The sequence below is a fragment of the Winogradskyella flava genome (assembly GCF_014243395.1).
Lineage (GTDB): Bacteria > Bacteroidota > Bacteroidia > Flavobacteriales > Flavobacteriaceae > Winogradskyella > Winogradskyella flava.
In genome coordinates this window covers 105,751-123,902 of the sequence record NZ_JACLCP010000007.1, presented here as the reverse complement: position 1 = coordinate 123,902, position 18,152 = coordinate 105,751, and the positions used below count along the sequence as shown (strand labels likewise).

20 protein-coding genes and 1 other RNA gene are annotated in these 18,152 nt (G+C 35.1%); 7 read left to right on the top strand and 14 right to left on the bottom strand.

Annotated features, from left to right (window positions below):
• Positions 1-31: 31 nt before the first annotated feature.
• From H7F21_RS17025 to H7F21_RS17015, 3 genes are all read right to left on the bottom strand, one after another.
• Positions 32-583 carry a hypothetical protein gene (locus H7F21_RS17025; protein WP_185790520.1) on the bottom strand — a complete coding sequence of 184 codons (552 nt, stop codon included), beginning with the start codon at positions 581-583 and terminating at the stop codon, positions 32-34.
• Positions 584-747: 164 nt separating this feature from the next.
• On the bottom strand, positions 748-1,323 hold the full coding sequence (locus H7F21_RS17020; RefSeq protein ID WP_185790519.1) for a porin family protein: 576 nt from the start codon (positions 1,321-1,323) through the stop codon (positions 748-750).
• A 142-nt stretch (positions 1,324-1,465) separates the two neighbouring features.
• A complete protein-coding gene (locus H7F21_RS17015; protein WP_185790518.1) occupies positions 1,466-1,972 on the bottom strand; it encodes a porin family protein in 507 nt (168 codons plus the stop codon).
• Positions 1,973-2,191: 219 nt separating this feature from the next.
• Here H7F21_RS17015 and H7F21_RS17010 point away from each other — a divergent pair, with 219 nt between their 5' ends.
• The gene (locus H7F21_RS17010) at positions 2,192-3,100 is read left to right on the top strand and encodes a site-specific tyrosine recombinase (RefSeq protein ID WP_185790560.1); all 909 of its coding nucleotides are present in this window, start codon (positions 2,192-2,194) and stop codon (positions 3,098-3,100) included.
• A 57-nt stretch (positions 3,101-3,157) separates the two neighbouring features.
• Here the strand turns inward: H7F21_RS17010 and rny are convergent, their stop codons facing one another.
• The 4 genes from rny to H7F21_RS16990 all read right to left on the bottom strand — a co-directional run bounded on the left by rny (position 3,158) and on the right by H7F21_RS16990 (position 5,577).
• Complete coding sequence (rny, locus tag H7F21_RS17005) at positions 3,158-4,735, bottom strand: ribonuclease Y (protein ID WP_185790517.1); 1,578 nt, start codon at positions 4,733-4,735, stop codon at positions 3,158-3,160.
• 56 nt (positions 4,736-4,791) lie between these two features.
• A non-coding RNA gene (gene ssrS, locus H7F21_RS17000) (6S RNA) lies at positions 4,792-4,921 on the bottom strand.
• Positions 4,922-4,979: 58 nt separating this feature from the next.
• Complete coding sequence (locus H7F21_RS16995) at positions 4,980-5,267, bottom strand: cell division protein ZapA (protein WP_185790516.1); 288 nt, start codon at positions 5,265-5,267, stop codon at positions 4,980-4,982.
• Positions 5,268-5,286: 19 nt separating this feature from the next.
• Positions 5,287-5,577: a hypothetical protein gene (locus H7F21_RS16990; protein ID WP_185790515.1), complete on the bottom strand. Its 291-nt coding sequence runs from the start codon at positions 5,575-5,577 to the stop codon at positions 5,287-5,289.
• 179 nt (positions 5,578-5,756) lie between these two features.
• Here H7F21_RS16990 and H7F21_RS16985 point away from each other — a divergent pair, with 179 nt between their 5' ends.
• Positions 5,757-7,448, top strand: a complete 1,692-nt coding sequence (locus tag H7F21_RS16985; RefSeq protein WP_185790514.1) for a M23 family metallopeptidase — start codon at positions 5,757-5,759, stop codon at positions 7,446-7,448.
• 11 nt (positions 7,449-7,459) lie between these two features.
• On the top strand, positions 7,460-9,925 hold the full coding sequence (locus tag H7F21_RS16980; RefSeq protein WP_185790513.1) for a TonB-dependent receptor: 2,466 nt from the start codon (positions 7,460-7,462) through the stop codon (positions 9,923-9,925).
• Positions 9,926-9,940: 15 nt separating this feature from the next.
• Here H7F21_RS16980 and H7F21_RS16975 read toward each other — a convergent pair whose 3' ends face one another.
• Positions 9,941-11,086: a cysteine desulfurase family protein gene (locus tag H7F21_RS16975; RefSeq protein ID WP_185790512.1), complete on the bottom strand. Its 1,146-nt coding sequence runs from the start codon at positions 11,084-11,086 to the stop codon at positions 9,941-9,943.
• A gap of 35 nt (positions 11,087-11,121) precedes the next feature.
• On the opposite strand from H7F21_RS16975, the gene H7F21_RS16970 reads away from it, so the two are divergent.
• Complete coding sequence (locus H7F21_RS16970) at positions 11,122-12,138, top strand: hypothetical protein (protein WP_185790511.1); 1,017 nt, start codon at positions 11,122-11,124, stop codon at positions 12,136-12,138.
• On the opposite strand, the gene H7F21_RS16965 is transcribed toward H7F21_RS16970, so the two are convergent.
• Both H7F21_RS16965 and H7F21_RS16960 read right to left on the bottom strand, forming a co-directional pair.
• Complete coding sequence (locus tag H7F21_RS16965) at positions 12,135-12,692, bottom strand: Smr/MutS family protein (RefSeq protein WP_185790510.1); 558 nt, start codon at positions 12,690-12,692, stop codon at positions 12,135-12,137. The two genes, H7F21_RS16970 and H7F21_RS16965, sit on opposite strands and share 4 nt — an antisense overlap.
• Positions 12,682-12,900 carry a hypothetical protein gene (locus H7F21_RS16960; RefSeq protein WP_185790509.1) on the bottom strand — a complete coding sequence of 73 codons (219 nt, stop codon included), beginning with the start codon at positions 12,898-12,900 and terminating at the stop codon, positions 12,682-12,684. The genes H7F21_RS16965 and H7F21_RS16960 overlap by 11 nt, the downstream gene beginning before the upstream one ends.
• A 90-nt stretch (positions 12,901-12,990) precedes the next feature.
• Here H7F21_RS16960 and H7F21_RS16955 point away from each other — a divergent pair, with 90 nt between their 5' ends.
• Entirely contained in the window at positions 12,991-13,290 is a 300-nt protein-coding gene (locus H7F21_RS16955) for a DUF2752 domain-containing protein (RefSeq protein ID WP_185790508.1), read from the top strand.
• An 8-nt stretch (positions 13,291-13,298) separates the two neighbouring features.
• On the top strand, positions 13,299-13,634 hold the full coding sequence (locus H7F21_RS16950; protein WP_185790507.1) for a CCC motif membrane protein: 336 nt from the start codon (positions 13,299-13,301) through the stop codon (positions 13,632-13,634).
• Between the two features lie 77 nt (positions 13,635-13,711).
• Here H7F21_RS16950 and rocD read toward each other — a convergent pair whose 3' ends face one another.
• The 4 genes from rocD to H7F21_RS16930 all read right to left on the bottom strand — a co-directional run bounded on the left by rocD (position 13,712) and on the right by H7F21_RS16930 (position 16,601).
• Entirely contained in the window at positions 13,712-14,992 is a 1,281-nt protein-coding gene (rocD, locus tag H7F21_RS16945; RefSeq protein WP_185790506.1) for an ornithine--oxo-acid transaminase, read from the bottom strand.
• A gap of 174 nt (positions 14,993-15,166) precedes the next feature.
• The gene (locus tag H7F21_RS16940) at positions 15,167-15,553 is read right to left on the bottom strand and encodes a DUF6768 family protein (protein WP_185790505.1); all 387 of its coding nucleotides are present in this window, start codon (positions 15,551-15,553) and stop codon (positions 15,167-15,169) included.
• Positions 15,543-16,094: an RNA polymerase sigma factor gene (locus tag H7F21_RS16935; protein WP_185790504.1), complete on the bottom strand. Its 552-nt coding sequence runs from the start codon at positions 16,092-16,094 to the stop codon at positions 15,543-15,545. Before H7F21_RS16935 ends, H7F21_RS16940 begins: the two co-directional genes overlap by 11 nt.
• The gene (locus H7F21_RS16930; protein WP_185790503.1) at positions 16,095-16,601 is read right to left on the bottom strand and encodes a hypothetical protein; all 507 of its coding nucleotides are present in this window, start codon (positions 16,599-16,601) and stop codon (positions 16,095-16,097) included. It abuts the gene before it with no gap.
• Between the two features lie 99 nt (positions 16,602-16,700).
• Between H7F21_RS16930 and rlmD the strand changes: the two genes are divergently transcribed.
• Positions 16,701-18,152: a 23S rRNA (uracil(1939)-C(5))-methyltransferase RlmD gene (rlmD, locus tag H7F21_RS16925; RefSeq protein WP_185790502.1), complete on the top strand. Its 1,452-nt coding sequence runs from the start codon at positions 16,701-16,703 to the stop codon at positions 18,150-18,152.

The window sequence follows — 18,152 nt, the reverse complement described above, 5'->3', positions numbered from 1 at the left end:
CTTCGGTTTTTTTATGCTTAATCTCTAGTATTTAGAAATGTAGTGCAAATCCAATATTCAATTCAAGAACACCCTCATCTGTAAAATCTTCATTTAAAGATAAGTTGTATCTTAAACCTGGCTCAATAGAGATATTGTCTGCAACAAACCAAGCATAACCACCTTGTATACCTAACCACAATGGGCTTTCTTCACCGAACACGTCATCTCCAGATGCACCAGTTACATCGATTTGTACAGGAAATTGACTAGCTACATAGTACTTCGCACCTAACTTGTAAGTAAATGTTGAAGCGCCATCAAAATCATTGTAACCAAGACCAACTTTTAAAGCTAAATCATCCTTTATAAAATAACCTGCTTCACCACCAATTGACCATATAGTAACACCATCAACTGCTGTTAAACCAAACGATGTATTTGATCTATGAGCTGCACTTGTAGCACCTCCACCAAAACCGGTATTAGCTTCTACTAACCAAGAACCCTCAGTAAGAGCATTTGAGCTTTCTTTGTCTTCTTGTGCATTAACATTTGTAAATCCGAATACTGCAACAGCAGCCATTAGTAATAATTTTTTCATGTTTTGTAAGTTTAATTTAATAATATTTGGTCGGCAAATGTAGGGTATCGAATTATAGTATAATTCTATTTTATGTTAAAAAAATATGTATTTCGTCGATAAATAAAGTTTTTAAACAGAAAAAGAGGCTTAAAAGCCTCTCTTAAAATCCTATAACTTAATCTCTAGAACCTATACCCTAGACCTATTTGAAAATAACTAAATCTAGCTTCTATATCGAAGTCTTCAAATTCATCAATATCACTATCAAATCTATCTGATAATCCAAAACTATAACGCGCATCTAAAATTACATTTTCAGTAATATCATACGCTGCACCTATTGTAAAACCAAGACCCAAACGCTTTAAACCTTCAGAATCTTCTTCGTTGGTTAAATAATCAAACTGTGGACCAGCAAGTAAACTAAATTCTTCGTTTGCTTTATATTTAGCCAAAATAGGAAGTAATAGTACCCCTGAGCTCTCACCATCTTCTGAATAATTTCCGAAAACAAGCTCTGGCTGAAGTGCGAATTTTTCGGACAAATTAATTTCGGCAAAACCACCAAAGTAAAACCCCGTGAGGTCTTCTGTAGCAGAACCAGCACCATCAGCTGAAACTTTTAATGCTACTGAAGAATATCCTGCTTTTATTCCAAAAGTTGTTTCAGATGAAGATGAAATAGTGTCATCATTTTGAGCGTTTATCTGAGTAAAACCTAATACAGCTATTGCTGCCGATAGTAATATTTTTTTCATTTCTAGTAAGTTTATTTATTGACAAATGTAAATTTCTGTTCGAAATATTTAATTTAACAAACATTATTTTTTATACTAATTAATCGATTTCATAAAAAAAAGAGGCAGTAAAGCCTCTTTTTTAAAATTTAAATTGTTATAATTAAAATCTATAGCCTACACCAACTGATAATGTATTAACAGCCCCTATTCCATCAACATGCTCGTTTAATTGTAAACCATAACGTGCCTGAGCGAAAATTTCCTCAGTTATATTATAGGCTAAACCAAATGCTAATTGCAGATTTAATGATGAAAAATCATCACCAAAAGCATCATCTAAAGCATCTGGAATGTCACCACTTGCAAAACCTATTTGAGGTCCAGCCAAAATAGCAAATTCTTCAGACACATTGTATCTTGCCATTGCGTTAACATTTATTAAATTGTAAGAAAAATCGTTGTCACTTGAGCTTGTGTAAGCTACTTCTGGCTGAACTGAGAATTGATCAGAAATACTGAACTCAGCTAAAACTCCAATGTTGAAACCTGAAGCATTGTCATCACCATCAAATGAATTACTCACATAATTAGCAAAAACACCAAAATCCTGTGCACCTACGCTTGCGAAAGCAAATACTGCAAAAGCAGCTAAAAATAATTTTTTCATAATCTCTTAAGTTTTAAAATTGATTAATACAAACTAAAGCCTTTTTTTCTAAATAATAAAGCTTTAGGGTGTAGTTATTAACAATTTTGTAAACATTATTTTATAAATATTTGAAAATCAATTATTTAAATAATCACTTATTAACATTTTTTTATGAAAAGAAAAAAAATATAGTCCAAATTTCATTATGAATAGGGTATGATTTCACTATTTTTAACCATGAAATGGTCTCAAGCAATAACGGATTACAAACACTATCTACAGATTGAACGTGGTTTATCCAAAAACACGATAGAAAACTACTGTTATGACATTAAAAAGTTGACAACATATCTTGAAGAACACGACACAACCATTTCTCCAATAGCCATAGATAGCGAAACTGTCAAACAGTTCATATATACTATTTCAAAAACTGTAAACCCGAGGTCACAGGCAAGGCTGATTTCTGGTCTTCGTAATTTTTTTGACTATCTCGTCTTTGAAAACTACAGACGAAATAACCCTTTAGATCTCATAGAAACACCAAAAATTGGGAGAAAACTGCCAGACACTTTGTCTATTGATGATATAGACTTATTAATAAGCACTATAGATTTGAGCTACTCATATAATGGTGTTAATTTAGGTGAGCGAAATAGAGCCATTATAGAAACGTTGTATAGTTGCGGACTACGAGTTAGTGAGCTTACAGAGTTAAAACTATCTGACTTATTCTTTGATGAGGGCTTCATTAAAGTAACTGGTAAAGGAAACAAGCAACGCTTTGTGCCTATTGGAGCAACAACACAAAAGTATATTTATATATGGAAGTCAATTAGAAATCATATTAACATACAGCCTGGCTCCAAGGATATTCTTTTCCTTAACTATAAAGGTAATAAGCTAACTCGCGCCATGATCTTTACCATTATCAGAAATTTGGTCGAGAAATCTGGTCTTAAGAAAACAGTTTCTCCACATACGTTTAGACACTCTTTCGCCACACACTTATTGGAGAATGGCGCAGATTTAAGAGCAATACAAATGATGCTTGGTCATGAGAGTATTACGACTACAGAAGTTTATATGCATGTCGACCGTTCACACTTAAGTGAGGTATTGAATAAATTCCACCCTAGAAAATAAAAAAGAGCATCCAGAAAACCGAATACTCTTTTTCAACATATTTGAGTTAGTTATACTTTATTTGGCAATATTTACTGCCCTTGTTTCTCTAATAACCGTAACCTTTACTTGTCCAGGATAGGTCATATCGGTTTGTATCTTCTGTGAGATTTCGAAAGACAAGCTTGCAGCCTTGTCGTCAGATACCTTTTCGCTTTCCACGATGACACGTAGTTCTCTACCTGCTTGTATCGCATAAGCTTTCTTTACGCCTGTAAAACCAAAAGCCACATCCTCAAGATCTTTTAATCGCTGTATGTAAGAATCCAATACTTGTCGTCTCGCTCCTGGTCTTGCTCCAGAAATTGCATCACATACTTGAATTATTGGAGACAGCAATGTCGTCATCTCTATTTCGTCATGGTGAGCACCAATTGCATTACAGACCTCTGGCTTTTCACCATGTTTTTCGGCCCACTGCATTCCTAAAATAGCATGAGGCGTCTCCACATCTGTTTCAGAAGATGGCACTTTACCAATATCGTGCAATAGACCTGCACGCTTAGCCAACTTAGGGTTTAAGCCTAATTCTGCCGCCATCACACCACAAAGTTTAGCAACTTCTCTAGAGTGTTGCAATAAATTTTGCCCATAAGACGAACGGTATTTCATACGACCTACCATTTTTATCAATTCAGGGTGTAAGCCATGAATTCCTAAATCTATAACAGTGCGCTTTCCTACTTCTATAATTTCTTGCTCAATCTGTTTCTGAGTTTTTCTTACGACTTCTTCAATCCGCGCTGGATGAATCCTTCCATCTGTTACTAATTTGTGAAGGGATAGGCGCGCAATCTCACGTCTTACAGAATCAAAACAAGATAGTATTATAGCTTCAGGTGTATCATCTACTATAATTTCCACACCCGTTGCAGCTTCAATAGCCCTAATATTTCTGCCTTCCCTACCTATGATTCTACCTTTGACGTCATCAGACTCAATATTAAATACGGAAACGCAATTATCGATGGCTTCTTCTGTACCGATACGTTGAATGGTGTTGATTATAATTTTTTTCGCTTCTTGCTGTGCAGTTAATTTAGCCTCCTCCACTTTATCTTGAATAAAGCCCATGGCATCAGTCTTAGCTTCTTCTTTGAGCGATTCTACCAACTGCTCTTTAGCTTCTTCAGCTGAAAGCGATGAAATAACTTCTAACTGTTTAATTTGGCTTTTGTGCGCCTTTTCGACCTCGTCCTTTTTCTTTTCCAGGAATTCCAGTCTAAAATCATAATCTTTCACTTTACTTTCTAAAGACTGATTAGACTTCTTTGCTTTTGAAAGCTCATTGGATATTTGAGATTCCTTATCCCGTATACGTTTTTCGGCTTCAGCCATTTTCTTGTCACGAGATAAAATAACCTTTTCGTGTTCGGCTTTTAGCTCAATGAATTTTTCTTTTGCCTGAAGTATCTTATCTTTTTTTAATGCTTCTGCATCAACTTTCGCTTGTTTTAATATGGATTTAGATTCGCTTTCTGCATTTGCGATGAGCTTTGATGCCTTTCCCTTTTCTAATGATTTTGCGATTATATAGCCTAGTATCAATCCTAATACTACTCCTCCAACAATATATAAAATTGTGTTAGTGTCCATGTCATTTGTTTAGTTTAGTATATAAAAAAAGCCTACATCAGTTATCGGTTTTGTATAAACTCCTTAAAAACAAGTTTAGGGCTAACAAGCTGATCAAAAATCTGTCCAAGATACCGAAACAAGTTCGGCACTAACAGCACGATTTTACAACTTCAACTCACCCTTTTTAAAGAATTAACGTTGAGTTTATCAAAAAATGTAACTAATGTAGGCAGTAACCTTTGTATTTTAAAGAACGTACGAGTTATATATGTGCTTTTAAAAGTTCGTTTAAAGCTTCTAACTTTTCCTGAACTTCTTCATTCACATACTCTTTATCTATTGACTTTTGCTCTACTTGAGCCGCAAATTGTAAAGCGCACATGGCTAATACATCTTGCTTATCCCTTACAGAATAATTCTGCTCAAACTGTCCAATCATAGCCTCAATTTTCTTTGTGGCTTTACGCAAACCTTCTTCTTGATGAGGATTTATCGTCAATGGATACACCCTATTTGCAATTGAAAGTTTAATTTTTAATTGATTCGACATTCAGTCTAAATTTACAACTTTATTCCGAGAGTTGACCTATACAATGGTCAATATCTCTGATAAGTGCATTTATTTTGAGCTTTGTTTCTCGTTTATTTTCGTCACTACCAAGCATTGAATTTGCTATTTTGAGTGTTTCATACTTCTCTGCCCAAGATGCTATTTCTTCTTGTTGCTCCAAAAGCTTTTGTTGTTGTTGCTCTAACTGTTCTGAGAGTCTAGAGTTAGTCTGCTTTAAGACTTCCTGCTTATGTAAAACCTTACTGATTTTATTCTCTAAAGCATCAACAATGTCTTCTATTTTACTCATTAAAGTAATTCAATACTATTGAAACAAAGTTAACATACCTGATGAAAAAATACAATTCTTTTACAATTATTTTTAAAGGGCATAACATCAAAAGTATAAATGCGTTAACAAAAAATAATACTGTTAGAAGGTTTGCAAATCTTAATCAAATTAATATTTTAGCTTCAATTGATTAATCTATGAAGAAATTTCTGCTCCTATTTTTAATACCGCTTATCTCCTATTCGCAATCTGAATATCCGCAAGATTACTTTAGAGACCCATTGGATATTACTTTGGTACTTTCTGGTACGTTTGCAGAACTTCGATCTTCTCATTTTCATTCGGGATTAGATATAAAAACACAACGAAAAGTAGGCTTAAAAGTATATACCGCAGCAGAAGGCTACGTCAGTCGCATAAAGATTTCTCATTACGGTTATGGCAAAGCCCTTTATATAACACATCCTAACGGTTATACTTCGGTTTATGCACATCTCCAGAAATTTTCGGACCGACTAGAAAAATATATCAAGGAATGCCAATACGATAAGGAAAGTTTTGAAGTTGAAGTTTTTCCGAGTCCAGATGAGCTTCCTATTTCAACTGACGAAGTCATTGCCTATTCTGGTAATACTGGTGGCTCTGGTGGACCACATTTGCACTTTGAAATTAGGGATAATCAAGAACGGCCTATTAATCCAATGTTATTTGGTATTGATGTAAAGGATACAAAACAACCTTTTGTTTCTGCGGTTTACGCCTACCCAAAAGATGAAAATGCTATCATAAATGGGAAAAACGAACGTGTTCCATTACGATTGATTCCTCAAAAAACAGGAGATTATGAGGTAGAAAAAATTACAGCCTACGGAAACGTTGGCTTTGGAGTTACATCTTACGACAAACAAGACCTAGCACCCAATAATAATGGCGTGAGCAATATTCAGACATTCTTTAATGGTAATAAAAGCTTGGAAATTGATTTTAAGCGCTTCAGCTTCAGTGAAACAAAGCATATTAAACGTTTGATTGATTATGAGTATTTTAAAACCAAACACTCTAGAATTCAAAAATTGTTTATTCAAAAAAATAATCCCTTGAGCCTATATAAAGATGCTTATGACAATGGCTACATTACTATTGAAGACAGTACTTCTTCGGTTTACAAAGTGAGAATACAAGACTATAAGGGTAATGAAACCTGGGTGAATATTCCTATAAATGGCAAGAAAGAACTATTAGATAAGCAATCTGAAGAACAAGATATCTCGAATAAGTCCTTGATATATAGTGATCAATCAACAACCTTACAATCTGGCAATGTGACCGTAAACTTTTACAAGAACACAGTCTACGACGATACAATGATTGATTTTAAAGTGAGTTCGGATACGCTTCATCTCCATGAAGATCATATACCACTTCAAAAGAATTTTTATATCAATTACGATTTAAGCAATTACAAGTCAGAACATTTAGATAAAATCTTTATAGCCAGATTATATGGGTATTACAAAAAACCAAGTTATGTTAGCACAAAACGGAAAGGTAATATCTTGAGTGCTGGTAGCAAAACTTTTGGCACATATACTTTAGCCATGGATACGGTCGCTCCAACTATAGAATCCGTTAATTTTCAAGACAAAAAATGGTTGAGTAAATACAGATACCTAAAAGTAAAAATTGAAGACGAATTATCTGGAATAAGCAAATATCGAGCAACCATAAATGGCAAATGGATTTTGATGGAGTACGATTACAAAACCAATATGCTTATGCACGATTTTAATGATAACATCGTTAAGGATACTAGGAACGAATTAAAAATCATTGTTACCGATAATGTTGGAAATAGTTCTACATTTGAAGCAATCTTTTTCAGAAAATAAAACTAAACTATTTGAAACGCTTACATTTCATTGTTCTACTGGGTCTGCTTATAAGTGCTTTCTCATTTTCACAAACCGCTATCATAAGAGGTGTCATTTTAGACGAATCCAACCAACCTATTAAGGACATAAACATTAAAGCTAGTACAGGTGAAGGAACAACTACAAATGAAAATGGTTTCTATGAATTAAAAATTCCTTCGGACTTAGAAGTCACCATAGAATTTAGCCACGTAGGTCATAAGCGCGTTGTACAAAAATTTCAATTAAAGAATGGCCAAGAGTTAGAATACAATCCTGTAATGCTAGTTGAAGTAGAGCAAATTGCAGAAGTCGTTATTAATACCAACACCAGACAATCTGTAGATGGCGTCACTTCTATTTCACCTCGAATGATTAGAACGATTAAGGGCGCACAACCAGGCGTTGAGAATATTCTAAAAACCCTACCAGGCGTTAATATTTCCAATGAGTTGAGCACACAATATTCAGTTAGAGGAGGTAATTTCGACGAAAACTTAGTTTATGTTAACGAAATAGAAGTTTACAGACCTTTCCTAATTCGGTCTGGTAACCAAGAAGGTTTGAGTTTTGTAAATACGGATTTAGTTCAAAACGTAGATTTTTCTGCTGGTGGATTCCAAGCAAAATATGGAGATAAGTTATCTTCAGTTTTGGATATAACCTACAGAAATCCCGTCGGATTTGGTATAAGAACAGATTTAAGTTTGCTCGGTGGAAGCATTGCTGCCGAAACGGTTTCCAAAAACGGAAAATTTTCTGGTATCGCAGGTGTTCGATATAGAGACAATAGTTTAATATTAAATAATCTTGAAACCGAAGGTAATGTCGAACCCGTTTTTGCAGATGCGCAAACCTATTTGACTTATCGTTTTTCTGATAAATTCCATTTGAACTTTCTCGGCAATATTTCCTTGAACAAGTACAACTTTCAACCAGAAAATAGACAAACCAACTTCGGTACGCTACAAGAGCCTGTAGCCCTTTTGGTATTTTATGAAGGTAATGAAGAAGATCAATACCAAACTTATTTTGGTGCTCTTAAAGCCAATTATTTTGTCAATGAAGATCTGACATTGAAATTTATTGGTTCCGCCTATCATACCGTGGAGCAAGAGTATTTCGATATTTTAGCACAATACCGTCTCGGTGAAGTTAATACTAATATTGGTGATGACGATTTAGGTGATGTAGAATTTAGTGAGGGTATTGGTTCACAACTAACGCATGCAAGAAATGATTTAGATGCTTTTATCATAAACGCAGAACATAGAGGTGATTATAAAATCGATGAAGAATCTACTGTAGAATGGTCTCTTAAATACACGCATGAAGATATCAGAGATCGACTTGTAGAATATGAAATTATCGACTCAGCCGGATTCTCTATACGGCCTCCAAACTTTAGTATTCCAAACTTACAGCCTTACGACCCATTTGAAGGTCCATTAACAGCCTTTGAAAATATAAGAGCACTTAATAGAGTGCAAATAGACCGCATGCAAGCTTTTGCCCAATATAGCAAACGCACAGAATGGGGAAATAGCGACGTATTCTACAATGTCGGTGTTAGAGCACATCATTGGACGGTTAGTGGAGAAAACATTGAAAGTAACACACAGACCGTTGTTAGTCCGAGAGCCCAATTTGCCATTAAACCAGATTGGGAAAAAGACATGTTATTTAGGGTTGCGGGAGGTTTGTACTACCAACCACCTTTTTATAGGGAATTAAGAGATTCTTCTGGTGTGGTTCAACCCAATGTGAAAGCCCAGAAGTCATTTCATATTGTTTTGGGTAACGAATATAGTTTTGAAATTTGGGATAGACCATTTAAACTCGTTACGGAAGCCTATTATAAAGGTCTCTCTGACGTAAATCCTTATACTTTAGAAAATGTAAGAATTCGATATAGAGCGAACAATAATGCGAAAGCCTACGCCTACGGATTGGACATGCGACTTAATGGAGAGTTTGTACCAGGTACCGAATCTTGGTTTAGTTTTGGTTATTTAAAGACTGAAGAAAATATACACAATCGTGGTTACATTGCAAGGCCAACAGATCAGCGTTTAAAGTTCGGCGCCTTATTTCAGGATTATGTACCGAATATGCCACACTTAAAGATGTATCTTAATTTGGTCTATAATACTGGTGTTCCAGGGGGTTCTCCGAGTTATGCAGACCCCTATGATTTTCAAATTCGATTACGCGATTACAGACGTGCAGATTTAGGAGTTTCCCTAGAGTTGGTAAATCCAACTAAAACCTACAATGCACGCTGGAAAAAGAAATTCAGGGAACTATCTATTGGTTTCGAAATTTACAACATGTTCAACAACCAAAACTCTATTACCAATACTTGGGTTAGAGATGTTTATACCAAACGACAATTTGCCATCCCTAATTTTTTAACACCTCGTGTTTTTAATTTGAGATTGTCGGCGAAGTTCTAAATTTCAGAAGAATTTCTAGGAACTCACAAAATCCTTTAATACATCAACCACATAATCTAATTCGTCCTTAGTATTGAAAATACTAAATGAGAAACGCACTGAGGGCTGATTCAATTGCTCTTCGTCCAGAATAGCAGAAAGCACATGGGACTGCTGATTGCTCCCACTTTGGCAAGCACTTCCCTTAGAACAAGCTATACCTTTAAGGTCCAATTGAAATTGTAACATAGGTGCTTTTTCAGGAGCTATTGGTAGCCAAACGTTGACAAGTGTATACGTGCTATTGCCCTGATCTTCACAGCCACCATTAAAGCAAACACCAGGTATATGTTTTTTAAGTTGCTGAATGAAGTAAGTTTTCAATTCTGAAACATAGGCTTTTTCATCATCAAGATTGGTGTAAGCTATTTTCAAAGCTTCGTCCATACCAACAATGTTATGAATTGCTTCCGTACCGGCTCTATAGCCTCTCTCCTGCTCACCTCCAAAGATTAAAGGTTTTAATCCAGATTCTTTCCTAATATAACAAAAACCTACACCCTTAGGACCATGAAATTTATGGGCGCTGGCTGCTAAAAAGTCAATCCGAATCGCGTGCAAATCAATCTTATAATGACCAATCGATTGTACGGCATCGGTATGAAACAAGGCATCATGATTTTGGCATAGTTCACCTACATGTTCTACATCTAAAATATTACCGATTTCGTTATTAATGTGCATTAAGCTTACAACAGCTTTGTCTGCAGACGTTAATAACGCTTCCAAGTGGTTATAATCAATCAGACCACAGCTGTCTAGATTCACAAAACTTAGTTTTACTCCATATTCACTTTGTAATTGTTCTGCAGTATGCAAAACCGCATGATGCTCTATTCTGGATGTGATGATTTCGGTGACACCCAAATCCCTAACCGCACTGCGTAATGCTAAATTATCTGCTTCCGTGCCACCAGAAGTAAATACAATCTCCGAAGCGGATACATTAAAATAGCTGGCAATATTTTTTCTGCACTGCTCTAAAAGTGCCTTGGAAGAGCGGCCAAAACTATGTGTAGACGAGGCATTTCCAAAGTTATTTCTTAATACTTCGGTGATACGTTCTATCACTTCCGGACGTAAAGCTGTCGTTGCTGCATTATCTAAATAAACCTGCTTCATGCTGCAAAAATATCGCAAATAAAATTATTTAGACAATGCAACGTTATAATTTTACAAATCCTTTATTTTTGTTCAAAATTGAGACTATGATGCGTCGTTTTTTTATATGCTTTTCTTTGCTTTCTTTGTTCACTTGCGATGATGGTGATATCATTACTGTAGAATTAGAATTTGACCAAGATTTGGAACGCTGTGAAGATTTTGAGGATTCTTATGTGATATTTGATACGAGAGAAGATCCTAATGAAGCTTTGATCTTGATTTTCCCGAGAGATGAAACAACCGATGAATACTTCACCAATGATACTCCTGCAGAAGAGATCGATGGCAATAGCATAATTAATTCACTTACAATTGACGAATCTGCGATTAGATTTATTTATAGAACTTACAATAGAGCATTAACCGCAGACGATATATGCTCTATTTTGCCGCCATCTAATCTTAACATTATAGAAGATTATGAAGCTGATGCAGGCGGGACTGTACAAGTTACCTTTTCATTTGTAGATGATGACAATGATGATGTACCAAGCATATATGAATATGGGCCAGGTGGTATTGATGATCCGCAAGATTCAGATGATGATGGAATTCCTGATTATTTAGACCAAGACGATGATAATGATAACGTACTCACAAAAGATGAGCTTAATGATGACGATGATGACGATGACCCTATGACTAACCCTTTGAATACTGATGCTAACTTACCAAATGGTGATGATATACCAGATTATTTAGATAATGATGATGATGGAGATGGATTCCCTACAAGACTAGAAGATGAAACAGAAAGCCAAAACCCTAGGGATCTTGAAAATTTTGTTATAGACACAGGTGGAATAGAAGTTTATCGTTATTTGTCTAATGATGCAAATGCTATGGAGTCATTTCCAGATTCTGGATTCATATTTAATACTTACACAAGATCTGCAACGACTCGCTTTGAAATATTAAATGCTGGATTGGAGATTATTAATTCTACCTATATCGATATGGGTACTTTCGAGGATTCATTCGATATAGACAACGAACCCGATGAAGACTAAGGCTCTAAATTCTGAAATATCCTTACTTCAGTAGCTCCCAAACCATAGGTCTTATAGTCGGCATCATAGAATTTTACATTGTTGTAGCGTCCAAATAAGGTTTCTAATTCTTGTCGAAGTACGCCCTCACCAACACCATGAATAAACACTATTTTTGGAATACGTTTTCGAATCGCGAATTCTAGCTGCCGCCTAGCTGTATCCAGTTGAAGATTCAACATGTCGTAATTGGTCATGCCTTTTGTAGAATCCGTTAAATGGTGAATATGTAAATCTACTTCAAACTTTGGTGCATGCCGTTCTTTGGGTTTTACCTTCGTAACTTTTCTTTTCTTATTGCCTTCCTTTTCTTTTTTTATGCTTTCAATGTCAGTATCATAAATGGCATTATCGAATTTTGATTTTGACTGTTTTAAGATAAGTTCGTTCGCATGAAATTGAAACTCAAAACCATCAACATCTTCAATAGTAATGTCATTTTCTGAAATTTTTATGACTTCACCAATTATGGCGTCATCAATCGTTTCTACCGTATCGCCTACTTTAATCTTCATCTAGCTCTTCACTTTTAACAAACGTCTCCTCCTCTTGCTTATCGTACTTACTAGGAATATTACGAGATGTTCTGTATATGCCAAACATGAGTAATACAATGCCTCCTATTAATAAATAGGTATTTTGTTTTTCTTCGGCTTGCGCATAAATGGCTATAGCACCTCCAATGACTATACTTATAAAATTTATTGTTCTAGAAATATTCATGATAAGATCTTATGATTTACAAAAATACGCTTTAAGGCAATTTACTTCTGTAATCCTAAAAATTATTTTACAAATCCTTAATTTAGCGCTATGCTTTTATCAATTAAAGGGTTAGAAGATTACATGCTACCTTGCCTTAATAAAAAATATTTTGGTTTTGAATGCATGGGCTGTGGGTTGCAACGCTCCTTTGCCCTACTTCTGAAAGGCCAATTTATAGAAGCCTTCTATATGTATCCTGCTATTTACACATTAATTGCCCTCTTTGGTTTTGTTTTCTTAAACAGTTTCAAAAATTTTAAAAACGGAACTAGAATTATTGTTATCTTGGCAATATTGAATGTGGTTGTTATCATAACCAGCTATTTACTTAAACTTTATATTAAATAAATCTAATCATGGAAAAACAAAAATTACCTTATGCCACCGCAAGTTTAATTCTAGCAATTTTATCATTAATCGGCTGTTGTTGCACGAGTGGAATTGGAGGCATTATTCTTTCTGGAATAGCACTTTTCTTAGTTAAAAAAGACGAAAAAACTTATGCGGAAGATCCAGATAAGTATGACAATTTTAGTCAGGTAAAAACAGCTAAAATTATCGCAATTATATCTTTAGTACTAAGTGTAATTATTGTAGGTATTTACATTTACTTAGTCGCCACAGGTCAATATGATGAAATGATGCAGCAGTACATGGAAATGCTTGAAGAAATGCAGCAGCAAAATCAATAAACAAACTTCTTTCTATATAAAAAAAGCGATTTTCAACTTAGAAAATCGCTTTTTTTATATTATAATTGTTGTTCTAATTAATCTTCAAACTCTTTTAAAGTCTTGGCAATAATAGACACGCAATCTAGTAATTGATCTTCCGTCATTACTAAAGGTGGTGCAAAACGAATAATATTACCATGTGTTGGTTTTGCCAGTAAGCCATTATCTCTCAACTTTAAACAGATATTCCAAGCTGTATCACTATCCTCATCATCATTAATAACTATAGCATTTAAAAGACCTTTACCTCTTACTAGGTTGACAATTGAGCTACTCTTAATGTATTTATTCATTTCGGCTCTAAACAGTTTACCAAGATAATCTGCATTTTCGGCTAATTTCTCATCTTTTACAACCTCCAAAGCTGCAATGGCCACTGCAGCAGCAATCGGATTTCCACCAAAAGTACTCCCATGATTTCCTGGTTGAATGACGTTCATGATTTCGTTATTGGCCATTACGGCAGATACAGGATATAAACCGCCACTTAATGCTTTTCCTAAGATTAACACATCCGGTTTTACATCTGGCGTACCAGAACAATTCTTATCTGCACAGTCGCAATTTCCGCAGCTTGCTAATAATCGACCTGTACGCGCGATACCTGTTTGCACTTCATCTGCAATAAATAATACGTTATACTTTTCACAAAGTGCCTTAGCTTCTCTTAAATAGTTTTCACCTGGTACGTAAACTCCTGCTTCTCCCTGAATTGGTTCTACCATAAATCCAGCAACATTAGGATTAGAACTTAGCACAGCCTCTAATTCTTCAAGATTATCGTATTCTACTTTGATAAAGCCATCAGTATAAGGTCCAAAGTTTTTGCGTGCTACAGGATCATTGGAAAATGAAATAATTGTTGTTGTTCTTCCATGAAAATTATTCTTACAAACAACAATTTCAGCTTTATTTAAATCAATACCTTTTACCTCATATGCCCATTTTCTACAAAGTTTCAAAGCGGTTTCAACTGCTTCAGCTCCTGAGTTCATTGGTAACATTTTATCGAACTTAAAAAACTCGGTCGCATATTTTTCGTAACGTCCAAGCATATCGTTATAAAATGCTCGAGAGGTTAATGTTAATCGTTGTGCTTGCTCGGTCATAGCATTCACAATCTTTGGATGACAATGTCCTTGATTAAGAGAAGAGTACGCTGATAAAAAGTCGTAATACTTTTTACCTTCTACATCCCAAACAAACACGCCATCTCCTTTACTCAATACTACTGGTAACGGGTGATAATTCTGTGCTCCATACTTGTTTTCTAGTGCCATCGCCTCTTGCGATGAAATGTGGTCTAAAACAGCCATTTCAAAAGTTTTTAAAGTTTAACATAAGCTGAGCAAAGAGTGAGGGGTTGCCTAATCTCGCTTAGCGAGTTCCTTATCTACCTTTATTCTTTCGAAGAGTCCGAAAAAGCAGCGTGGGAAAGAAATCATCCCTTAGAGCCCGCAAATTAATAAATAATCTTGTTGTTTTAAAACTTACTCAGAAATTTTACCAGATAGCGATGATACTTGCAGTTCAAGTCGTTTTATTTCTCTTATAATGGCCTTTTTATCCATTTGCATCCAAGAAAATAATTTAAGCATACTAGATCCTATTAAACTAATAGTTCCAAAAACGCCCCATTTTATGAGATCGTTTGTTGATTCAACTTCAAAGAACTGAATTGCACAGTAAATAAAAAGCCCGAAGAAAACAACTTGAACAATGCTCATTGTATAAACGATCCAGCTATTCTTTCCTGAGAATATACCAGATATCATCTGCATGAGGTTTTGTTCTTCTAATTCGTCATAGAACTTCGCTTCTTCTTCTGTAAGTGTTTCTTTAATTAATTGGTCTATGTCTTCCATATTAGTTTTCATAATGTCTATGTTTTAAAGTTTTTTTTAATTTTTCCCTTGCGTGGAACAACCTCGATTTTGCGGTTCCTACAGATATGTTCAATAGTGTACTTATTTGTTTTAAGCTATGGTTTTGCAAATAAAATAGTTTTACAACAGCGTTTTGATTTGGAGGCAAATTGTTTATAGCTTTTAAAAGCATTACTTTCTCAATATCGTTTTCGCTGTATTGCCCTTGTTTACTTTCTATTTCCGTATCATAGCTCAAAGTTCGTTTTTGATTTTTGGATTCCTTTCTAAGCCAGTCCGTTGATTTGTTGCACACAATTCTATAAGCCCAAAATTTAAATTGATTAGGGTTCTTGAGACTATCTATTCTATTAATAATGATCGTCCAACTATCCTGCGCAATATCTTTGGCTACATCCTTATCCTTAACTAGCCAGTAGGCTTTATTACAGAATAATTTGTGCCATCGTTTTACCAAAGTTGCCAAAGCGGTTTTGTCACCCAGCTTATAGGCTTCAATCAGTTCTGCATCTATGCTGTCTTCTTTTTTCAACTAAGCATGTTTGGTTTGAAACGATTTTCGTTTGTAAACTTCCCGCAATAGTTTAACCCATAGATTGTATTCACTGTGTGCTTTTTGTTCTGTGAATTGATTTTCAACTTTATCAAATGCATCCTCTATCAAAGCATCATGCAGCCAACGAATGACAAAAACCCATAAAAGAGTAGCTCTGAGAGATAGTTTTGCACTTATAATATGTTCTATTGCTGTCTCTGAATCATTAATCTTACTAATTGCAAATTCATGAGTACCATTAAAACCATCAGGTTTTGAAAATTGAAACTTTATTGATTCACCAGTTTGAAAATCAATAATTGTATAGCGAATACGTCCATGGCCACCTTTAGAGCCTACTTTTAAGCCGTCTCTAAAACGTATAGCTGGCCAGTTTTCACCTGGCCAAATCAAATCGTTTTGAGTAGCAAGAGTCCTGAATATTTGAGACACCTGTTCTTTGGGTTTGTGAATCTTGCGCTTATGTATATTTAGTACTGTCATGCTATAAAGACGTGAAAGCATTGAAAAGGTTCAATTTTATTTTCAAACTATTTAAAGATAGTCTAAAATGCATCTATATTTGCATTCAAATTTGCATAGATGCCTAGACGAGAACGTAACAAGTTTGTTAAACGTGGACAAATCATTGAGATTTTAATTGAAGATTATGCCTTTGGTGGTAAAGGCATCGGTCGTATTCGTAATGAGCATGGTGAATTTGTGGTGTTCGTCCCCAATACACTTCCTGGTCAATGGGTTAAAGCTCAAGTAAAAAAGTCAAGTAAAAAATACGCAGAGTGCAAACTGCTTGATGTTTTAAAACTTTCAGAAGACGAAATAGAGATGCCTTATCAGGACATTCCTGGTGCTCCATATATTCAACTTCCTATTGAAAAGCAACATGAATACAAAAAGCAAAGTACATTGGAGCTTTTTAAACGAATTGGTAAGGTTGCAGATATTGAAGACAAATTTGACGAATTCGTTAGTTCACCAAACACCTTTCATTATCGCAATAAAATGGAATATGGCTTTTCTGCTATAGGCTATGACAGAACTTTAAAAACCGATGTTGACGAGTTCACTCTTGGATTTAAAAGACGAGGCCTTTGGTGGTGTGGCGAAAATTTAAATAAGGACTCTGGCCTATTTGATGCTGATGTCGAAAACCAGCTTAAAAATATAAAGGTATATTGTGAGAACACTGGGTTAGCACCTTGGCACGCTCCGAGAAAAGAAGGCTTCTTTAGATATTTTGTAATTAGAAAATCTTATAAAACCAACAGATTGTTATTCAACTTAGTAACAACATCTCATGATTTACCAAAATTCGATTTAGATAAATTCGCTCAGTATTTAGTGGAGCTTTTTGGAAGTCGTGTTGCAGGATTACTTCATACGATTAACGACGAGATTGGAGACAGAACTATTGCCACAACTGGAAGTATCGATTTAGTATATGGAGACGATAAAATTGTAGAAGAACTTTTAGGTTTAAATTTTGAAATTAGCATGAAGAGCTTTTTTCAAACTAATCCCAAATGTGCTGAAAAACTCTATTCTAAGGTTGCTGATTATGCCTTAGAAAAAAAAGAGAGCATTGATAATTCCGTGGTATTAGATTTATTTTGTGGTACAGGAACAATTGGACAGATTGTTGCGAGCAGAGCTGAAAATGCAAAAATCATTGGTGTAGATATCGTAGTATCGGCTATTGAGGATGCTAAAGAAAATGCCAAGCGAAATGTAATTAAAGGATTAGAATTTTATGCCGCAGATGTTGGTAAGTTCTTAAATGAGCACCCAGAATACAAGGATAGTATAGGAACAATTATACTAGATCCAGCACGTGCTGGCATTGCGCCAAAAACCCTTAAAAAAATAATAAACCTTAATGCAGAACGTTTGGTTTATGTATCTTGTAATCCTGCTACACAAGCCAGAGATACAGAGCAACTAATGTTGGCAGGATATCAATTAAAAAAGTTGAGTTTAGTGGATCAGTTTCCGCATACAGCGCATATTGAAACTGTGGTATTGTTTGAGAAATAG